Origin of the sequence: Streptomyces sp. NBC_00568, from assembly GCF_026341855.1 — a bacterium.
Classification (GTDB): Bacteria; Actinomycetota; Actinomycetes; order Streptomycetales; family Streptomycetaceae; genus Streptomyces.
Genome location: NZ_JAPENW010000001.1, coordinates 464,873 through 483,284, shown reverse-complemented (window position 1 = coordinate 483,284; position 18,412 = coordinate 464,873). Strand labels below are relative to the sequence as shown.

General features: G+C 70.9%; 17 protein-coding genes and 2 pseudogenes. 9 read left to right on the top strand and 10 right to left on the bottom strand.

The annotated features are described in order from the left end of the window. Position 1: 1 nt before the first annotated feature. A pseudogene (locus tag OOK38_RS02095) lies at positions 2-196 on the bottom strand (Sir2 family NAD-dependent protein deacetylase); the annotation flags it as partial. Between the two features lie 177 nt (positions 197-373). On the opposite strand from OOK38_RS02095, the gene OOK38_RS02090 reads away from it, so the two are divergent. From OOK38_RS02090 to OOK38_RS02075, 4 genes are all read left to right on the top strand, one after another. Then, positions 374-1,012 carry a hypothetical protein gene (locus OOK38_RS02090; RefSeq protein WP_266763796.1) on the top strand — a complete coding sequence of 213 codons (639 nt, stop codon included), beginning with the start codon at positions 374-376 and terminating at the stop codon, positions 1,010-1,012. Positions 1,013-1,121: 109 nt separating this feature from the next. Beyond that, a complete protein-coding gene (locus tag OOK38_RS02085) occupies positions 1,122-1,379 on the top strand; it encodes a ferredoxin (RefSeq protein WP_266848060.1) in 258 nt (85 codons plus the stop codon). Continuing rightward, on the top strand, positions 1,369-2,760 hold the full coding sequence (locus OOK38_RS02080) for an NAD(P)/FAD-dependent oxidoreductase (protein WP_266763798.1): 1,392 nt from the start codon (positions 1,369-1,371) through the stop codon (positions 2,758-2,760). Before OOK38_RS02085 ends, OOK38_RS02080 begins: the two co-directional genes overlap by 11 nt. A 39-nt stretch (positions 2,761-2,799) precedes the next feature. Beyond that, entirely contained in the window at positions 2,800-4,035 is a 1,236-nt protein-coding gene (locus OOK38_RS02075) for a cytochrome P450 (protein ID WP_266763799.1), read from the top strand. 39 nt (positions 4,036-4,074) lie between these two features. Here the strand turns inward: OOK38_RS02075 and OOK38_RS02070 are convergent. Then, positions 4,075-4,424: pseudogene (locus OOK38_RS02070) on the bottom strand (NAD-dependent deacetylase); the annotation flags it as partial. A 123-nt stretch (positions 4,425-4,547) separates the two neighbouring features. Next, positions 4,548-5,975 carry a S9 family peptidase gene (locus tag OOK38_RS02065; protein WP_266763800.1) on the bottom strand — a complete coding sequence of 476 codons (1,428 nt, stop codon included), beginning with the start codon at positions 5,973-5,975 and terminating at the stop codon, positions 4,548-4,550. 159 nt (positions 5,976-6,134) lie between these two features. Here OOK38_RS02065 and OOK38_RS02060 point away from each other — a divergent pair, with 159 nt between their 5' ends. Then, entirely contained in the window at positions 6,135-6,773 is a 639-nt protein-coding gene (locus OOK38_RS02060) for a TMEM175 family protein (protein ID WP_266763801.1), read from the top strand. Between the two features lie 49 nt (positions 6,774-6,822). Here OOK38_RS02060 and OOK38_RS02055 read toward each other — a convergent pair whose 3' ends face one another. Next, positions 6,823-7,557 carry an NAD-dependent protein deacylase gene (locus tag OOK38_RS02055; protein ID WP_266763802.1) on the bottom strand — a complete coding sequence of 245 codons (735 nt, stop codon included), beginning with the start codon at positions 7,555-7,557 and terminating at the stop codon, positions 6,823-6,825. A gap of 197 nt (positions 7,558-7,754) precedes the next feature. On the opposite strand from OOK38_RS02055, the gene OOK38_RS02050 reads away from it, so the two are divergent. Then, positions 7,755-9,059: a hypothetical protein gene (locus tag OOK38_RS02050; RefSeq protein WP_266763803.1), complete on the top strand. Its 1,305-nt coding sequence runs from the start codon at positions 7,755-7,757 to the stop codon at positions 9,057-9,059. A 176-nt stretch (positions 9,060-9,235) separates the two neighbouring features. Here OOK38_RS02050 and OOK38_RS02045 read toward each other — a convergent pair whose 3' ends face one another. From OOK38_RS02045 to OOK38_RS34480, 4 genes are read right to left on the bottom strand one after another with little or no spacing between them, the layout of a single operon-like run. Next, complete coding sequence (locus OOK38_RS02045; RefSeq protein WP_266763804.1) at positions 9,236-11,053, bottom strand: glycoside hydrolase family 15 protein; 1,818 nt, start codon at positions 11,051-11,053, stop codon at positions 9,236-9,238. Between the two features lie 13 nt (positions 11,054-11,066). Further along, a complete protein-coding gene (locus OOK38_RS02040) occupies positions 11,067-12,485 on the bottom strand; it encodes a DUF2252 domain-containing protein (RefSeq protein WP_266763805.1) in 1,419 nt (472 codons plus the stop codon). After that, positions 12,482-14,080, bottom strand: a complete 1,599-nt coding sequence (locus tag OOK38_RS02035; protein ID WP_266763806.1) for a GMC oxidoreductase — start codon at positions 14,078-14,080, stop codon at positions 12,482-12,484. Before OOK38_RS02035 ends, OOK38_RS02040 begins: the two co-directional genes overlap by 4 nt. Then, on the bottom strand, positions 14,077-14,865 hold the full coding sequence (locus tag OOK38_RS34480) for a hypothetical protein (RefSeq protein ID WP_323178777.1): 789 nt from the start codon (positions 14,863-14,865) through the stop codon (positions 14,077-14,079). The genes OOK38_RS02035 and OOK38_RS34480 overlap by 4 nt, the downstream gene beginning before the upstream one ends. Between OOK38_RS34480 and OOK38_RS02025 the strand changes: the two genes are divergently transcribed. Both OOK38_RS02025 and OOK38_RS02020 read left to right on the top strand, forming a co-directional pair. After that, positions 14,843-15,487: a GAP family protein gene (locus tag OOK38_RS02025; protein WP_266763807.1), complete on the top strand. Its 645-nt coding sequence runs from the start codon at positions 14,843-14,845 to the stop codon at positions 15,485-15,487. The two genes, OOK38_RS34480 and OOK38_RS02025, sit on opposite strands and share 23 nt — an antisense overlap. A gap of 255 nt (positions 15,488-15,742) precedes the next feature. After that, positions 15,743-16,162, top strand: a complete 420-nt coding sequence (locus OOK38_RS02020) for a DUF6325 family protein (RefSeq protein ID WP_266765922.1) — start codon at positions 15,743-15,745, stop codon at positions 16,160-16,162. Positions 16,163-16,565: 403 nt separating this feature from the next. Here the strand turns inward: OOK38_RS02020 and OOK38_RS02015 are convergent, their stop codons facing one another. Continuing rightward, complete coding sequence (locus OOK38_RS02015) at positions 16,566-16,997, bottom strand: hypothetical protein (protein ID WP_266763808.1); 432 nt, start codon at positions 16,995-16,997, stop codon at positions 16,566-16,568. Between the two features lie 249 nt (positions 16,998-17,246). Here OOK38_RS02015 and OOK38_RS02010 point away from each other — a divergent pair, with 249 nt between their 5' ends. Beyond that, positions 17,247-17,528, top strand: a complete 282-nt coding sequence (locus OOK38_RS02010; protein WP_266763809.1) for an SHOCT domain-containing protein — start codon at positions 17,247-17,249, stop codon at positions 17,526-17,528. Between the two features lie 290 nt (positions 17,529-17,818). On the opposite strand, the gene OOK38_RS02005 is transcribed toward OOK38_RS02010, so the two are convergent. Then, a complete protein-coding gene (locus OOK38_RS02005) occupies positions 17,819-18,310 on the bottom strand; it encodes an NUDIX hydrolase (RefSeq protein WP_266763810.1) in 492 nt (163 codons plus the stop codon). Positions 18,311-18,412: the final 102 nt, after the last annotated feature.

The following is an 18,412-nucleotide window of genomic DNA, read 5'->3' as shown; positions in this document are numbered from 1 at the left end:
CATCGGCCACGGCCCGGTGCGCGGCGTCGGGTTCCGCCCGGAGCCCCTGGTTCTTCCTCCGCTTCCGCCAGGACCGGCGCCTGATCTCGGGATCACCCTTGTAGTACTCGTACGTGACGAGCTTCTCGGCTTCGGGGTCGCGCCGCCACAGGCCGTTCGAGCCGCGGTGATCGGGGATGCCGGAGTCGCAGGGCATCGGCGGATGTGACAGCGGCCAGGTGCACGCAGCGCATCGTCAGGGGCGGCCCGGATTCGACCGGCTGTCATGACCTGTATGGCGCACCGCGGTCTTCCTCCCGGGTGACCCCGGTGGCGTGAGCCCCGCGATCACTGGTGTCTGGACGAAGGGGGAGCCGGCAGAAAGCGGGAGACCATGGAGCGGAAGTACAAGCGCCTCGCGACACCCCGGGCCGCCGGGGCGGCCGGGGTGGTGTTCGCGGTCCTGATGGCCGCGGCGATCGTGCTGGTGCGCGTCGCTCTGCCCGGCGGCGGGGACGGCGTGACCCTCGACGCCGGACAGCGGAACGGCGTTCGGACGGCGCTGGAGCTGGTGCCGTTCGCCGGGATCGCGTTCCTGTGGTTCATGGGCGCCCTCCGCGAGCAGGCCGGCCGGGCCGAGGACCGGTTCGTCGCCACCGTGTTCCTGGGCAGCGGCGTGGTCTTCGTCGCCACGCTGTTCGGTGCCGCCGCGGCGGCCGGGACCGTGCTCGGCGAAAGCCCGCAGGACGCTTCCTCTTCCTTCGGCAGCCACTTCGCCTACGCCCTGCTGACCACGTACGCCATGCGGATGGCGGCGGTGTTCATCATCACGACGTCGACCATCGGCCGCCGGCTCGGCGTGTTCCCGCGCCCGCTCGTCGTCGTCGGCTATCTCGCGGGCCTGACGCTGCTCGTGGCGGGAACGGGCGTGCCCTGGTCCGAGCTGGTCTTCCCGGCCTGGGCGCTGCTCCTCAGCCTGAACATCCTGTGGGGCCGTCGCCCCTCCACGGCACCGCCCGCCCCTCCGGCCTGATCCGCCTACACCGCTCACTCGAACGGTCCGCTCCTCGTCGCCGCTTCCCGCCCGGCCGCCGAGAGTGGTCGCAGGAGGCTTGACCGGGCCCTTGGAGAGGACCGATCCCGTGGTACGGATTGCCGTCGATCTGAACCGCTGTCAGGGGTACGCGCAGTGCGCGTTCCTCGCTCCCGAGATCTTCACCATGCACGGCGACGAGGCGCTGCTGTACGACCCTGAGCCCGACGAGGCGCTGCGCGAGAAGCTGGACCGGGCCGCCGCGGCCTGCCCGGTCCAGGCCGTCCTCGTCGATGCGGTGGAACCCGACGGTGTGGAACCCGACGCCGTGGACGTACCGGCAGAGGGGGTGTCCCATGCCCGGTGACGGATCCCTGGACCGGCTCAAACGCGATGGCCGCATCGTCGTCGTCGGCGCCTCGCTGGCCGGCCTGCGGGCCGCCGAGACCTTGCGGGAAAAGGGCTTCGCGGGCTCGCTGACCATGATCGGCGACGAGCCCTGCGAACCGTACGACCGGCCCCCGCTGTCCAAGCAGGTGCTGCTGGGCCGGGCGAGCGCCGACCGTACCGCACTGCCCAGGCTCCGGTCCGTCGACGCGACCTGGCGGCTCGGCACCCCGGCCACCGGCCTGGACATGGCCGCCCGACGGGTACGGCTGGCCGACGGCGACGAGGTGCCGTACGACCGGCTGCTGATCACCACCGGCGTACGGGCGCGGCCGTGGCCGCACGAGGCCGAGGCGGACCTCGACGGAGTCTTCGTGCTGCGCAGCCGGGACGACAGTGCCGCGCTCGCGCGGCGGCTGGAGGCGGGCCCCAAGCGGGTCCTGGTCATCGGGGGCGGATTCACCGGCTCGGAGATCGCCTCCGCCTGCCGTGAGCGCGGCCTCCGCGTCACCGTCACCGAACGCGGCGCCGCGCCCCTGGTCGGCGCACTCGGCGGGGTGGTCGGCGCGGTCGCCGCCGAGATGCAGCGCGAGCACGGCGTGGACCTGCGGACCGGGGTCATGGTGACCGCCCTGGAGGGCGACGCCTCGGGAAGGGTGCGCGCGGCCCAGCTGTCCGACGGCTCCTCCGTGGAGGCCGACGTGGTGGTCGTCTCGCTCGGCGCCCTGCGCAACACCGAATGGCTCGCCGGGTCCGGACTCGGCGCGGGTCCCCGTGGCATCGCCTGTGACGCCGGCTGCCGCGCCTTCGACATCCGCGGGATCGTCACCGACGACATCTACGCGGCCGGCGACGTCGCCCGGTGCCCGCACCCCCTGTTCGGCTACCAGTTCCTGTCCCTGGAGCACTGGGGCAACGCCGTCTCACAAGCCCGGATCGCGGCGCACAACATGCTCAGCGAGAGCACCGACCGCCTGCCCCACATGGAGGTGCCGGCTTTCTGGTCCTCGCAGTTCGGAGTCAACATCAAGTCCGTCGGGATCCCCTCGATGGGGACGGAGATCCTCATCTCCCAGGGCTCGCTGGCGGATCACCGGTTCCTCGGCGTGTACGGGTACCAGGGGCGTGTCATCGGCGCCGTCGCCTTCGACCACGGCCGGTGGCTGCCGTTCTACCAGGGGCTGATCGAGACCACCGCGCCGTTCCCGCCGCCGTTCGCCACGGTCGACCGGCGCCCGGACGGACAGCGGCCGCTCGACGCGGACTTCCCCGACCCCTCGGTCCCCACCCACGGCCCCACCGTGACCCTCAGCGGATACTCGCCGGCCGACCGCCGGATGACGTTCACCCCGGCGCACTGACCGCACGGCCCCGAGGACTTTAGGACTCTAGGACTCGCCATGACGCAATCCCTGCTGCACCAGATCCTGGACTACGCCAACCGGGCCGACCCGTACCCGATCTACGAGGAGCTGCGGAAGACTCCGGTCCACCACGAGGCCGACGGGCCGTACGTGATCAGCACGTACTACGAGATCCGCAGCCTCTTGCACGATCCCCGGATCAGCTCCGACGCCCGCAACCTGGCCTCGAACGCCGCCGACCCCCTGGCCGAGGCGCCGCAGGAGGAGAGCACTCTGCCGCCGGGCTTCCTGCGGCTCGACCCGCCGGAGCACGACCGGCTGCGGCGCATGACGAACCGCCCCTTCGGTCCGCCGCACTCCCCCCACCGGGTCGACGGGATGCGCGGAGAGCTCCGCGACATCGTCACCGGCCTCATCGACGGCATCGGCGACCCGGACCGGATCGACCTGGTGGAACAGTTCTCGTACCCCTTCCCGGTGACGGTGATCTGCCGGCTGCTCGGGGTGCCGCGCGAGGACGAGGCGCGCTTCCACACCTGGGCGGACACCCTCGCCGCCAACCTCGATCCCGACCCGGACGCCGATCCCGCCGAGCGGGACAAGGGCGCGCAGGACGCGCGGATGCAGTTGGGCATGTACCTGGCAGGTCTGATCGAGGAGCGCCGCAGGAACCCCGGGGAGGACATGCTCTCCCAGCTGGCGACGGCCAAGGGCGAGGACGGCCCGATGACCACGATGGAACTGCTCAGCACCGCGGCGCTGCTGCTCATCGCCGGACACGAGACCACGGTCAACCTGATCACCAACGGCATGCTGACCCTGCTGCGCAATCCCGGCGTCCTCCAGCGGCTGCGTGCCGATCCGCGGCTGGCCGTGCCCATCGTCGAGGAGCTGCTGCGGTTCGAGCCGCCGGTGCAACTGGTGCCGCAGCGCACCACCGTCGCCGACATCGAGGTCCGCGGGATCACCATCCCCAAGGGCGCCACCCTGTGGCTGGTCCTTGCGTCGGGCAACCGCGACCCCCAGCGCTTCGACAACCCGGACCGCTTCGACCCGGACCGCCCGGACATCCAGCACCTCGGCCTGGGCAGCGGCATCCACAGCTGCTTCGGCGCACCGCTCGCCCGGCTGGAGACCCAGTTCGCCCTGTCGGAGCTGGCCCGGAGGCTGGAGAACCCGCGTCTGCTGGAGGACCCGCCCCCGTACCGGAAGAACGCCGTGCTGCGCGGGCCGCGGCAGCTGCACCTCGCCTGCGACGGGATCCGCGCCTAGCGGGCCACCTGCGAGCGGTCCCGCGAACAACGCTTCAGCTCACCGCACTTGACCGCCGTCCCCGCAGAGTCGGCCCAGCAGCTGCGGCAGGGCGGTGCCGATGGGTTCGCGGACGACCTCGTCGGCGCGGTCGTCGTAGGGGGTCGCTTCGGCGTTGACGACGACGAGCCGGGCTCCGTGGTCGGCGGCGACGCCCGCGAGGCCCGCCGCCGGCTGGACCTGGAGGCTGCTGCCGACCGTGATGAACACCTGGCAGGCCTTGGCGATGGCGGCGGCCTGGCCGAGGCCGACCGGTCGAGGCGTTCGCCGAACATCACGGTCGCCGGCTTGAGGATGCCGCCGCACTTCAGGCACGGCGGATCGTCCTCCCCGGCGTCGACGCGGGCGAGCACGGCGGTAGCGCCCTATGGACCGACCGAAGTGGGCAGTTGGTGTCAGGCCCCCCACGTGGCCCGCGCAGTGATCGCTGGCAATACATAGCGGTCGTGCCGGGGAGGCCTGACCGATGCCGACTAACCGCGGTCGCCCCGACCCAGGGTGTCCTCCAGCCAGTCGAAGACGACCTCGCAGTGCTGTTGCGGCGCCATCGGCGAGCAGTGCAGTTGGGCACCGGTGGCCGCCCGCATCAGCCGGAACTCCCTGCGGGTGCGCAGCAGTTCGAAGAACTCGCGTGGCTGACCCGGGTAGAAGATCTCGTCGTCGTAGTCGAGGACCAGTGTGGGGCACTTGATGCGGCCCACGATCCGGGTGATGTCGAGTGCCATGATCCGCTGGGCCGGTGTCCAGAAGTCGGTGAAGAGCCGGCCCTGCCGGGCGGCGAGCATCGCCGGGATCGAGAAGGGCTCGATCCGCTTCTTGAGGACGAACTGCTCGGACAGCGTCAGTTCGGGGGCGACCTCCTCGTTCCAGATACGGTTGGTCTCCGCCTTGTCCGGCGTCACGATGTCCCGAAGCTCCGCCGGGAAGCCCAGCCACGGGGCGAGGCAGCCCGGCAGCGCGGCCAGAGCGGCGATCCGGTGCTCGAAGGCCGCGGCGCGTGGTGCGAGGTCACCGCCCATGGAAAGGCCGGTCAGCGCGATCCGACGGGCGTCGACGTCCCTGCGGCGCTCCAGCCAGTCCACGAGCGGCGAGACCACCTGCTCCCAGCGTGGGCTGAAGACGAGTTGGTCGACGAAGAGCAACTGGCCCTGGCCCGGGCCGTCGTAGACGAGCGCGTTCCAGCCGCGGGCGAGCGCTGCGGAGACCCCGTAGGTCCACATGTCGACGTTCGGGCCGTCGCTCCCGTTCGTGAGGATGACGGTCGGCCGGGGCCTTCCCGAGTCGTCGGGGCGGAAGAACCAGACAGGAATCGAGATCCTGCCCTGGTACGGGACTTGGTCGGTGATCGCCGTCGGCGTGCACAGCCGTGCGAAGGTGTCCCAGGACCGGCGCCCCGCCAGATAGAGCTTCTTCTCGTCACCCGGGGTCTCCGAGCCGAGCACGAAGAACAGCGCCTGCCCGTAGTACTGGGCGGCGCGCAGCGAGTGAGCGCGGTGTGTCTGCTCGTGAGGCGAGGCGGTGGTCGTCAGCCGGTCACCCCAGCGGCGGAACTCCGCGGTATAGGTCTGCTCGCTCGCCCCGGCGGCGTTGATGGCGTTGACGGCGGTCAGCACCTCCCCGACCTCGGCCGCGCCGTACCCGGCGCCCCCGAGCGCGAGCAGCGCGTTGAAATTGAGCCCCGGGTCCGTGAACAACTGCATGGCGCCGGGCGTCGGCGACGCGTCGGGTGCGGGAGTTGGGGCCGAAGGGTGGGCGTCACGCTCCGTCGCGAACGCCGGTGCCGAGCTCGCCGAGGCGGCTGACGCCGCGGACAGCGCGACTGCCCCCGCCCCTGCTGCGAGCCCGGCCAGCGCGCCCCGTCGGGTGAGCGTCTGCGCATGGTCTGTGTACGCGTTCGTCATGAGATCGAACGTAGGAGCAGGCCTTGCCACCGACCGGCCCGCCGCTCCCGACGGTACTTCGAACGGACCCCTGGGAGCGCCGGAACGGCTTCCCGCGCAGCGACGGAGAAGAAGGGGCAATCTGGGCATTTCCAGATGCTTGATCCTAGGGTGGGGGTTGTGGACCGCCATCAGCGAGCGAGGGACGACGAGGGGAGCGCGGCGCGACTCCTGGCGCTGTCGGACGGCGTTTTCGCGATTGCGATGACGCTGCTGGCGCTGGACATCACGTTGCCTGCCGGGCTGGACTCCGTTGGGTTCGAGCGTGCGCTGGGGGATGTGATGCCCAACCTGTTCGCGTACGCCATCAGCTTTCTGGTCATCGCGGCGTTCTGGCGGGGCCACCACCAGATGTTCCGGTTCACACGGGAAGTTGACGGGATGGTCATCCGGTTCGGGCTGCTGAGCCTGGGGCTGGTCGCCCTGATGCCGTTCCCCACCACCCTGCTGGCCGAGTACGGGGACCAGCCGCAGTCGGTGGCCGCCTACTCCGGCGCCGTCGCGGCCGTGGGAGCCGCACAACTCGCGCTGGCGGTCGTGTTGTGGAAACGCCCGTGGCTCAGCAGCGAGGCACTGCCCGACTCCGTCGCCCGCAACGATGTGGCCGATCTGGCGTCGACGGTGGCGGTCTTCGCCATCGCGGTGCCGCTTGCCTTCGTGTCCCCGACGAGCGCGAAGTGGTGGTGGGTGGTGCTGATCCCCCTCAAGGCCGCGACGGGGAAGCGCGGCAAGCGCCTGCGCGCGGCCGGCCAACGATGAGTCGGACCAGCCGACCTTGCCGCATTGCAGCCGGACAAGGCATTCCTGGCTATCGGTTCGCCGCGTGCAACTGGCGCAGCAGCTCCGGCAGGGCGGTGCCGATGGGTTCGCGGACGATCTCGTCGGCGATCTCGTCGTAGGGGGTGGGCTCGGCGTTGACGATGACGAGCCGCGCTCCGTGGTCGGCGGCGACGCCCGCCAGGCCCGCCGCCGGCTGGACCTGGAGGCTGCTGCCGACGGCGATGAAGATCTGGCAGGCCTTGGTGATCGCGGCGGCTTCGCCGAGGACGACGGGGTCGAGTCGTTCGCCGAACATCACGGTCGCCGGCTTGAGGATCCCGCCGCACTTCAAGCATGCCGGGTCGTCCTCCCCGGCGTCGACGCGGGCGAGTGCTTCTTCCATGGGTGCCTTGGCGTGGCATTTGGTGCACACCACGGTCCGCGCGGTCCCGTGCAGCTCGAGGACCTTGCGCTCGGGCATTCCGGCGAGCTGGTGCAGTCCGTCCACGTTCTGGGTGATCACCCGCACGGGCACCCCGGACCGCTCCAGCTCGGCAACTGCCCGGTGCGCGGGGTTGGGTTCTGCCTGCAGCGCCTGACTCTCGCGCCGCATCAGCCAGGCCCGGCGCCTGATCTCGGGATCGCCCATGTAGTACTCGTACGTGACGAGCTTCTCGGCCTCGGGGTCGCGCCGCCACAGGCCGTTGGGCCCGCGGTAGTCGGGGATTCCGGAGTCGGTCGAGATACCTGCGCCACTGAGGATGGCGACGAGGGGCCTGTTCATGGACCGAGAGTAGGAGTCGTGCCTGCTCGGAGCGAACGGATTTCAGGGTCGGAGAGCGGGTGTCACTGGCATGATCGTCTCGCGGCCCACCGCAACTGGCGTGCCGTCCAGCGGAGTTCGCGCCTCCGTGCGGACGACTGCGGTGGCATGCCGTCAGGTTTCGATGAGAAGAAGCTCATTCAGCGGGGGAGAGGGTCATGGAGATCTACGCCTACTGGCTCGACGGTGAGCACCTGCGGTTGTCCGAGTGGGTTCCACAGGACCAGTCGCTGGGCGTCATGCTGAAGATCCAGGCCCTGCTGGGGCACACGGTGGTCCTGAGCGACATCCAGCTCATCGACAGCCCGGTGGTGCAGACCCTGTTCGAGTCCGACGACTTCAGATCCTTCGCGCGCAGCTGCCCCGAGTTCCTGCGCTGCACCACCGGCGCGCCACCCGGGAGCGACCCGTTCACCCTGGTCACCACCGGGTTGCATCGCGCCTTGGAACCCGGATGGCTCTCGTCGTCGTTCCAGACGGCGGAGCCCGTGATCAGGCTGGCGGAGGCGATCCTGGAACGTGGGGACGCCAATCCGGGTCCGCTGTTCGCACGAGGCACCGTCCTGGGAACGCGGTACGAGGAGGGCAGCGCGGTCCGGCAGAGGCTCCAGGCCGTGGCATGGACGCTGCACCACTTCTCCCGCGAAGCCGGAGTGCCGTTGGGTACGAGTGCCGTGGAGCGCCCCAGCTCGTACTGCGACGTGCTGGAGGAAGTGGCGGAGCTGCCCGGACTCCCGGGCCACGACTACGCGCCGGTGGAACGCACACTCGCCTACCTGGCCGACCACTTGGGAGAATCGGACCGGCACCGCAGAGCACTGCTCATCGCCCACCTCGACGCGACGGACCCGCCGCACAGGACCGCGATCCGGAACACCGCGACGCAGGCGTGGAACGCGGCGGTGCAGCGTACGCTCGGCACCGACGGGGCATCCCCGCGGTCCCTGCCGGAAGCGGCCGACGTCGGGCTGTACCTCGGGCGCCCGACGGACGCGCTGTTCGAGCCCGTGCGCCCTGCCTCCACGTCACCCGCGGGGCACGGCCTGACCCCGTCCGACCTGGCGGCGGTCGGAACACTGAGCTGGCAGGACATCGCCAAGATCTATCAGGACGACGCCGTGACCCGTCGGCGCGATGACTTCCAGAACGCGCTGCGCGCCGCGGACGCGGCGGCGGCCGACGACGATCTGTCAGCGCTGCTGCGGACGGTCCGAACGAAGCTGCCGGCCACCGGGGGAGCGCCTCGGCAGTTCACCTGGGCCGCCGCCGAAGCCGGTCTCGGTCTCGCCGGTGCCGGGCTGGCCCTCGGCGCCGGCGAGACGCTCGGACTCGCGGCACCCGCGCTGGCGTTCGGACTGGCGGCGGAGAAACTGCTCCGCGGCAGCCGCAAGCGGTCCCACATCGTCAACACGCTGATGAAGGCGGGCAGACGCGGCACCTGGACACAGCGCGGCGACGTCTGACCGGACGGGAGGCCGGCGCGTCGTACCGGGCGGCCTCGGAGGCCGTGCCGGGTCGGGGCGAGCGGCGCCGGCAGGGCGCCCATCGCGCCGCCGAGGAGCAGCGCGGGAAACACCGGACCCCCGCGCAGGCTTCCCGGACACAGCGCGTATGCGACGGACCCACAGGGTGGACACGTTCAGGGACGCAGCCGGTCGAGCGCCTCGTCCAGTGTCGTCGCGGCCATGATGAGGGAGAGATGGGTGAAGGCCTGCGGGAAGTTGCCCAGTTGCTCTCCGCTGGGGCCGATCTCCTCGGCGAACAGGCCGACATGGTTGGCGTACGTCTGCATCTTCTCGAAGGTGTAGCGGGCCTGGGGGAGCCGTCCCGCCCGGGCGAGCGCGTCGACGTACAGGAACGTGCACAGGCTGAACGTCCCCTCGGAGCCGCGCAGTCCGTCCGGCGAGGCCTCGGGGTCGTAGCGGTAGACGAGGCTGTCGGAGACGAGGACGCGCTCCATGGCGTCCAGGGTGCTCAGCCAGCCGGGGCTGCGCGGGGAGACGAAGCCGACGCGGGGGGCCAGCAGCAGGGAGGCGTCCAGGACGGCGCCGTCGTAGTGCTGGACGATCGCCTGCTCCTTCTCGTTCCAGCCGCGCGCCATGACCTGTTCGAGGATCGCGTCCCGGGCCTTCGTCCAGCGGACGGTGTCGGCCGGCCTGCTGAACTCGGCGGCCAGTTTCAGGCCCCGGTCGAACGCGGCCCAGCACATCACCCGGCTGTAGGTGAAGTCCTTGCGCCCGCCGCGGGTCTCCCAGATGCCCTCGTCGGGCCGGTCCCAGTTGTCCGCGAGCCAGTCGAGGATGCCGGCCAGGCCCTTCCAGCCGTGGTAGCCCGCCTGTTCACCCACCGCGCGGCCCTCGGCCAGGGCGTAGAGGGCCTCGCCGTAGATGTCGAGCTGCAACTGGTCGGAGGCGGCGTTTCCGGCGCGTACCGGGTACGAGCCGCGGTAGCCCTCGAAGTGCTCCAGGATCTCTTCCGTCAGATGAGGGTCGCCGTCGACCCGGTACATGATCTGGAGGGGTTCGTCGGCCGGTCCTTCGCGCTCCCGCAGACGGTCGCCGAGCCAGCGCGTGAACTGGGTCGCCTCCTCCACGAAGCCGAGGTCGAGCAGCGCCCGCACCGACAGCGAGCCGTCCCGCACCCACGTGTACCGGTAGTCCCAGTTGCGCTCACCGCCGACCTGCTCGGGCAGCCCCATGGTGGGCGCGGCGACCGGCGCGCCGGTCGGGGCGTAGGTGAGGAGCTTGAGGGTGATCGCGGAGCGGTGCACCATCTCCGTCCAGCGGCCCCGGTAGTTCGAGGTGCGCACCCACTTCTGCCAGAAGTCGACGTTGTTCCAGAGGCCCTCGGTGAGCCCGTCGATCGTGGGGGGCGGCGGCGCTTCGCCGTCCGGCCCGCACACCGTGAACACCACGGCCGCCTGCTCGCCGTTGTCGAGCGTGATGCCGCCCCGGACATCGTTCCCGTCGCGTTCGAACGGGATGTTGCCCTGGAGGTAGGCGGTCGCCCCCGGGGACCGGAACACCGCCGTGCCGGGCGTCAGGTCGAGTTCGTGGCCCGCCCGCGCGTAGTCGAACCGCGGCCGGCACTCCAGAGCGAAGTGCACGGTGCCGCGCACCGAGCGCACGACGCGCACCAGACTGTGCCGGTCGGTCGGGGTCGGGCCCGTCAGGACCGGCATGTAGTCGATGATCTCGCCCACGCCGTCCGGGGACATGAAGCGCGTCACCACGACCGCCGTGTCCGGGTAGTACAGCTGCTTCCACGTTCCGTCGGGGTGATCGGGCGCGAGGCGGAAGTAGCCGCCGCCGTCGTGGTCCAGCAGCGAGGCGAAGACACTGGGGGAGTCGAAGCGTGGTGCCGGGAACCAGTTGACGACGCCCTGGGACGACACCAGGGCCGCGGTCTGCAGGTCCCCGACGAGGCCGTGGTCGGCGATGGGCGGATAGCGATCCATGCTGGTCTCCTTGTCAGGCCGACTCGGCCTTGACGCGGCCGGAGCGGACGGCGTCGACGAGTGCCTGGTGGTCCTTCTCGTTCTGGTCGGCGTAGCCCTCGGCGAACGGGACGAGAGCCCGGTCGAAGACGTCACCCCCGCCCAGGTAGGAGGCGATGGCGATCCGGTCGCCGGACCTCGCGTGCGCGCGGGCCAGCGTGGCACCGCACAGTTCGCCGAAGGCCCGCATGCCGGACGGCACCATGGCCTCGGGTTCGGCGATGCCCTTCCAGTCCCGCAACTGCCGCACATAGAAGTCCCGTGGACGGCCGTCGATGCCGTCGGCCCGCTCCCAGCCGAGGAAGATGTCACTGGTGGCCTGCATGAGCCGCTGGCCGGCGACCACGCGCTCGCCCTGCGTCCGGTACTCGCTGGCACCGGCGAACGGCGCCAGCACCGACTCGTCGGCCTCCTTGGCCTGCAGAAGCAGCGGATCCTCGTCGTCCCGGCCGAGCAGCAGGATGATCCAGCAGCGAGTGCCCACACTGCCCACACCGACCACCTTGCGGGCCACGTCGGCGATCCGGTACTGGTCCAGAAGGAATCGCCGGTCGGAGTTCAGACTCCGGCCGTAACGGTCGATCAGCCGGCGGATCTGCTTCTCCAGCGCGCCGCGTTCGACATCGGGAAGCAGGTCCTGCAGCGGCGTGATCAGCGGCGGATCCGGGGCGATGCGGGTCTGGCCGTCGACCAGGTGGGTGAGCTTGGCGAAGGCCTGGAGGGTGTCCCGGCCGCGCGCCTTGGCCGTCGACCTGGACCAGCGCTCGCGGGCCCGCGAGCTCAACTCCCCGGCGATATGGGTCCGTACCCAGTCCTCGTCGAAATGCGTGTACCACACGGGGAGATTGCCGAGCCCGGCGAAGCGACGTATCCACTCGCGGTACGACCGCACCGTCGCACGGACGATGTCGGCGCGCTCCTTGGTGCTGAAGCCGTTCGCCCGGCCCGCGATGACGAAGCTGGTGGACAGCCGTTTGACGTCCCACTCCCAGGGGCCGGGCAGCGTCTCGTCGAAGTCGTTGATGTCGAACATCATGCGGCGCTCGGGCGATGCCAGCAGCCGGAAGTTCAACAGGTGGGCGTCGCCGCACAGTTGGACCCTGATCCCGGACCGGGGGGTGTCGGCGAGATCCCCGGCCATGATGGCGGCGGCCCCACGGTAGAAGCGGAAGGGCGACTCGGTCATCCTGCCGTAGCGGATCGGGACGAGTTCGGGCACCCGGGTCGCCGACTGGCCCTCCACGACGTCCACCGGGTCGGTCCGCTTCGGCGAGGGGGCGAAGTCGGCGTGGCTGGAACGGGGTACGGCGGACCGGGCCGCCTTGCCGAGCGCGGCCCGTTCCGCCGGGGTGTGGTGCGGGGGGTGGCCGTCGGCCGTGTGTTTGGGGGTCACTGCAGACGCTCCGCGATGTGGTCTCCGACGCGGAGCGCGTTGGCGATGGCGGTCAGCGACGGATTCACCGCTCCGATGCTCGGGAAGAAGCTCGTGTCGACGACGTACAGGTTGTCGAGGTCGTGGGCCTTGCAGTTGATGTCGAGAGCCGATTCGGCGGGGTCGTGACCGAAGCGGACCGTTCCCGCCTGGTGCGCCGTCGCGCCGATGGGCATGCCCTTGTGCAGATAGATGCTGTGCGGGAGGAGATGGTGTTCGCGCATGCCCAAGTGGCCGAGCATGCTCTGCAGTTCGTGCCGCAGGCGCTGGAGGCCGGCGATGTTGTTCTTCTCGTCGAGGGCGAGATGGATGGCGCCGTCCCGGTCCAGGGTGACGCGGCTGTCCGCGAGGGGCAGGTCCTCTCCGCACAGCCAGAAGTCGACGGCGTGGTGCGCGAGTACCTCGAAGGGCATGTCGGGAGCGATGGCCCCGGCCCAGCGCGGCGCTTCGCCGTGGATCTGCTCGGAGTCGGACTTGCCGAGCATCTGGATGCCGCCGAGGGGGTAGTCCCAGTCGTCGGACCCCAGGTACCAGTCGTGCAGCGCCAGCGTCTTCTGGAACTTGGTGTCGTTCGGTTCCTCGGATATGGCCATCAGGGCGAGGTTGTTGTGCCGCATGTAGTGGCGGCCCACCACGTCCGAGCTGTTGGCCAGGCCGCCCGGATGCCGGTCGTTCGCCGAACGCAGCAACAGGGCAGCCGAGTTGACGGCGCCGCAGGCGACGATCACGATGTCGGCGCTGAACTCGACGGTCGTACCGTCGGCCGAGCCGTCACCGTCTCCCACCGTCGCGACGACGGAGGTGACACTCCGGCCCGTGGCGTCGGTGTCGAGCCGCCGGACGTTCGCGTGGGTGACCATCTCGACGTTGGGGTGTTCGAGGGCGGGGTCGACGCAGATCACCTGCGCGTCGGACTTCGCCCCGACCAGGCAGGGAAAGCCGTCGACGCGGTCGCAGCGGATGCAGGCGCTGGTGTGCACGGCCCGGCCCCGGTCGTCCTGGGTGAGGTTCACCCCGATCGGAAGGTGGAAGGGGTGCAGCCCCCGCTTCTCCAGGTCGTCGCTGAGCCGCTGGATGCGCGGCTCGTGCTGGACCGGCGGGTAGGCGTACTGGGCGCTGGTGTGCCCCTCGGTCGGGTCCTCGCCGTGGCGGCCGTGCACGAGGTAGAGGTGTTCCGCCTGGGTGTAGTACGGCTCCAGGTCCTGGTAGCCGAGGGGCCAGGCGGGGGAGAGGCCGTCGTGGTGGCGCAGCTCGCCGAAGTCCTCCGGGCGCAGCCGGAAGAGCGCGGCGCCGTAGAACTTGGTGTTGCCGCCCACGTAGTAGTTGACCTCGGGCGGGAACTCGTCGCCGTGCCGGTCGTACCAGAACTCCGGGGCGCGGTACTTGCCCTTGACGAAGACCGCCGTGGAGTCCCAGTTGTCGCGTTCGCGCGGGAGGTAGCCACCGCGCTCGAGGAGGAGAATCCGTTTGCCGGTGGGTGCCAGCCGATGGGCGATGGTCCCGCCGCCCGCGCCGGTTCCGATAACGATGACGTCGTAGTGACGTGCGTCTGTCATGCCGGCCACCGTCCTTGGATCGTGATCCGGGCCTGCCGGCCGAAGGGGTCGTCCGGCCCGCTCACCAAGGTAGCTCTGGGCGATATGCCCGGCGAGTTGGGTGAATCGGGAGACCCGGACCTCGGGTTACGGCCGGTTCCCGCGCTGGGCCGGTCGGGCCGGTCGGGCGAGCCCAGGCGGCGGGCCACGGCGGGTTCCCGTGCGATGACGGCACCGGCGGTGATGCCCGCGGAGCCGCCGAGGCCGAGGACGTCGTGCACGGAGTCGACGATCTCGGTGCGTACCGACCGAGGGGCGAAGGAGGCGACCACGAAGAGCAGGGGGACGGCGGTGAGGAAGGCCTGGGCGGCGAGCCATGTCGCGGAGTCCAGCAGGTTCACCGCGATGAGATGCGAGGTGAGGCGGGTGATCACCGGGAACCGTTCCTCGGCGCTGCCCGCGCTGCCCGCGCTGCCCGCGCTGCCCGCGCCAACGGCTCCGGCCGCCGCCGGTGTTCGGGCCGGGTCCTTCGCCTGCGCGTATTCCGCTCCCCGCTTCGGGCAGTCGCCGCACACCCCGTCGGGAGCGACCGCGCAACCAGGGTGCGGTCCGGTGCGTCCGCCGGGCTCGCGGCGCGAGTGCCATTGGGCCGTACGGGGGTGTTCGGCGGGCGATGGTGAGGCGGGTGGAACCGTGGATTTGTGGAGGTGGGCGGGGGAGGTGACGATGAAGGCATGCGCGATGCCGCGGCGGTGAGCCGTGCTGGACCAGGCGGGGGCGGCGATGGTCCTTGACCTGGTCCTCATCGGTCTGGTGATCGCCCTGGACCCGCTGCCGGTCACCGGATTCGTGCTGGTGCTGTCGGCACGCAACGGAGTCTGGAAGGGCCTCGCCTTCATCCTCACCTGGCTGGCCACCTTCGTCGGCATCATCGCCGCCGTACTGATCATGACCGGCGGCCAGCCACCGGCGCCGAAGTCCGCGCCGTCGACGGCCGCCCTGGCGGTCAAACTGGCCATCGGCGTCGGAATGGTCTGCTACGCGGAGCGCACCCGCCGCAACATCGGCAAGCGGCGCAAGTCGGCCGGCTTCATGTCGAGGATCGAGCAGATCTCCCCCTGGTCCGCGGCCGGGCTGGCGCTGCTGCTCCAGCCGTGGGGGATGGTCGCGGCCGGAGCCGCCACGGTCGTGGACGCGAACCTCGCGCATGCCGCGTCGTACGCGGCACTGATGGGCTACTGCCTGCTGGCCAGTTCCAGCCTGCTGACGATGGAGCTCTACGCGACGTTCGCCCCGCGATCGGCCCACGTACGGCTCGCGAAGCTGCGTACGTGGCTGGAGGGGCACCAGGAGCAGGCGCTGGTTTCGTTGGTGCTGTTCCTGGGGCTGTGGCTGGTGGGCAAGAGCATCTACCAGCTGACCGCGTGAACCGTCCGAGCCACCGAGGGGTCCGGGCCCCGAGCCGCGTCCGAGCCCCGGGCCTTGCCGAGCCCTGAGTCGCTGAACCCCGAGCCGCCGCTCCAACCGCCCGGATCGCCGCGTCCGTCAGGCGCGGGAAAGGCCGTCGCACCGAAGTGCGGCGGCATCGGTCCGATGCTGCAATGGACTGCAATGCAATGGGGGGTAGGGGGATCACCATGACCACGCAGGGGTGAAGCCGTGAGCGAAGAGGAATTCGTCGAGATGGGACCGATCGACTATGTGGTCGTCGAGTTTCCCGGCAACCGAATGACGGGCGAGGGATTTCCGATTCTGGTCGATCTGGTGGACCGCGGCCTCATTCGGATCCTCGACCTTCTGTTCGTGAGAAAGGACGAGGACGGATCCGTGGTCGGCCTGGAGATCGCCGACCTCACCGGAGACGGCGCGCTCGACCTGGCCGTCTTCGAGGGCGCGTCCTCCGGCCTGCTCGGCGACGACGACATCGAGGAGGCGGGCAGGGCCCTGAAGCCCGGCAACTCGGCCGGAATCCTGGTCTACGAGAACGTGTGGGCGGCGCCCTTCGCCACCGCCCTGCGACGCGGCGGTGCCCAGATGGTCGCCTCCGGGCGCATCCCGGTGCCGGCGGTGCTGGCCGCGCTCGACGACACGGACGCCGGATAGAGGACACCGAGGCCGGTCCGCTCCGCCGACGGCGAGGCGGACCGGCCTCGACCGCGCCCCCGGACACCGCCGACCAGCGGTATCCGGGGGCGCGGTCGTGCTCGCCGCCGTGCCCGCCGCGTCCGCCGCCGTGCCCGTCGCGTCCGCCGCCGTGCCCGCTGCATTCGCCGTGCTCGCCGCGTGCTCACTGTGTCCGCCGTGCCCGCCACATGCTCGCTGCGTCCGCCGGGCCCGCGGCGGGCCGTGCCCCCCCGCGCCCGCGGCGCGTGCCCGGCTGCGCCGCGTGGGGGTCTGGGGGTGGGATGAGTCTGAGTGGGATGAGTCTGAACCGACAGCGGCCCCGCACCTCGGTGCGGGGCCGCTGCTGGTCGGAGCGCGCTGGGAAGGCGCGGCCGGTCAGGTGTTAGTCGGTACGGGCGGCGTCCCGGCCGGACCCGACGCACAGCGCCCAGATGACGAAGGCGTCGATGGCGATCAGAACGCTGGCCCACACCGGGGAGTACGGGAGCCACATGAAGTTGGCGATCATGGCCAGGCCCGCCAGCGTGATGCCGACGATGCGGGCCCACAGCATTCCGCGGAACACGGCGACGCCGGCGAGAACGACCAGGACGCCGAGGGTGAGGTGGATCCAGCCCCAGCTCGTGAGGTCGAAGCTGTAAGCGTAGTTGCGGGTGGTGACGAAGACGTCGTCCTCGGCGATGGCGGCGATGCCCTGGAAGATCGCCATCGCACCGCCGAAGATCATCATGACCCCGGCGAAGGCGGTCCAGCCGGACACCCACGCGCCCGAACTGCCGGCGGTTCCCTGCCGGTGCATACCCGTCGTAGCCATTGCGAGCTCCTTCTGACTAGACCTCGCCACTGACCGGGTGACGGTCGGTGGCCACATTTCAGCTTGCCACGAGAATGACGGACCGGCAGATCGTCGGAAACCGCGCCGGTCGGGGCCGAGACCGATGTGCGGGGGAATGCGTACGGTGCTCCAATGGACCTGTCCGGCGCGCCGGGAATTCGGCGCACCGCGAGGTATCGAATCCCTTGAGGGGCATTCCCTCCGCCTCGTGCCTGAAAGGAAACCACCGTGCCAGGTCTCCTCCGCGGGGTCGCCCGCACCGCCGTCGTGGCCGGTACAGCCACCGCCGTCTCGAACCGTGTGTCACGTCGTCAGCAGGGGCGATGGGCCCAGCAGGAAACCCAGCAGCAGTACCAGGAGCCGCCGCCCGCCGCCGCGCCCCCGCCCGCCGCGCCGGCGGACGACATGACCAGCAAGATCGATCAGCTGAAGCAGTTGGGGGACCTCAAGGCCCAGGGCGTCCTCACCGAAGCCGAATTCGAGGAACAGAAGCGCAGGATCCTCGGCTGACCCGCGCAGGGTCCTCTACGAGAGACGAGAGACGAGAGACGAGAACGCGGGCCCGGCGGCCGAGGGGTGAGCCCTCGGCCGCCGAGGCATGGGCGTCCACGCTCCCGCGTGTGAGGCGGGCACACACGGGCACCGGCTGTGCGAGGGGCACGCGTGCCGGGTCGCGGTGAGAAGACCCGCGGGCCCGGAGCGACCAGAACCCGGGGAACCCGTGGAACCCGCGGACCGGGCGCCCGGGGTCACCCGGGGCCGGATCCCTGTGCCGAGGCCCCGCGCGTCCTGCGCCCGGGTCAGCCCACCCGGTGGCCGTTCTCCAGTTCCGCCGTCCCCGAGCCCTTCCCCAGGACGTCGAGTCCGGCGAGGACACGACGGCCCAGCGCGCCCGGCAGATGCGCGGCCAGTTCCTCGCGCGGCACCAGACGCCAGGACAGCAGCTCCTCCTCCTGCAGGCGGATCGCCTTGAGCTCGTGCTCGCCGAGCACTCCGCCGTCGTACAGATACGCCACCAGCGGCGGGCGCCCCGGCCCCTGGACCCAGTCGACGGCCAGCAGCCGTCCGAGCTCCACGTCGAGGCCGATCTCCTCGGCCGTCTCGCGGCGCGCGCCCTGCCGTGGGCTCTCCCCGGCGTCCGACTCCACGGTTCCGCCCGGCAGCGCCCAGCCCTCGCGGTAGTTCGGCTCGACGAGCAGCACCCGCCCCTCGGCGTCCCGGAAGAGAGCGGCGGCCCCGGCGAGGACACGGGGCAGACCGGCGATGTATGCGGCGAAGTCCGAAGTGGTCACCCAGGAAGGGTATCGAGCGCGTCCCGACGTTCCCCGGACTCGGATGTTCCCCGGACTCGCTGCCCGGCCGCGCGCGGGTACACAAGGGAGCGGGCCGGGACA

What these genes read in the sequence shown, in the direction of transcription:
- OOK38_RS02090 (WP_266763796.1), top strand. Translation starts at nt 374, where the DNA reads ATGGAGCGGAAGTACAAGCGCCTCGCGACACCCCGGGCCGCCGGGGCG.
- OOK38_RS02080 (WP_266763798.1), top strand. Translation starts at nt 1,369, where the DNA reads ATGCCCGGTGACGGATCCCTGGACCGGCTCAAACGCGATGGCCGCATC.
- OOK38_RS02075 (WP_266763799.1), top strand. Translation starts at nt 2,800, where the DNA reads ATGACGCAATCCCTGCTGCACCAGATCCTGGACTACGCCAACCGGGCC.
- OOK38_RS02065 (WP_266763800.1), bottom strand. Translation starts at nt 5,975, where the DNA reads ATGACGAACGCGTACACAGACCATGCGCAGACGCTCACCCGACGGGGC.
- OOK38_RS02055 (WP_266763802.1), bottom strand. Translation starts at nt 7,557, where the DNA reads ATGAACAGGCCCCTCGTCGCCATCCTCAGTGGCGCAGGTATCTCGACC.
- OOK38_RS02050 (WP_266763803.1), top strand. Translation starts at nt 7,755, where the DNA reads ATGGAGATCTACGCCTACTGGCTCGACGGTGAGCACCTGCGGTTGTCC.
- OOK38_RS02045 (WP_266763804.1), bottom strand. Translation starts at nt 11,053, where the DNA reads ATGGATCGCTATCCGCCCATCGCCGACCACGGCCTCGTCGGGGACCTG.
- OOK38_RS02035 (WP_266763806.1), bottom strand. Translation starts at nt 14,080, where the DNA reads ATGACAGACGCACGTCACTACGACGTCATCGTTATCGGAACCGGCGCG.
- OOK38_RS02025 (WP_266763807.1), top strand. Translation starts at nt 14,843, where the DNA reads ATGGTCCTTGACCTGGTCCTCATCGGTCTGGTGATCGCCCTGGACCCG.
- OOK38_RS34480 (WP_323178777.1), bottom strand. Translation starts at nt 14,865, where the DNA reads ATGAGGACCAGGTCAAGGACCATCGCCGCCCCCGCCTGGTCCAGCACG.
- OOK38_RS02020 (WP_266765922.1), top strand. Translation starts at nt 15,743, where the DNA reads ATGGGACCGATCGACTATGTGGTCGTCGAGTTTCCCGGCAACCGAATG.
- OOK38_RS02015 (WP_266763808.1), bottom strand. Translation starts at nt 16,997, where the DNA reads ATGGCTACGACGGGTATGCACCGGCAGGGAACCGCCGGCAGTTCGGGC.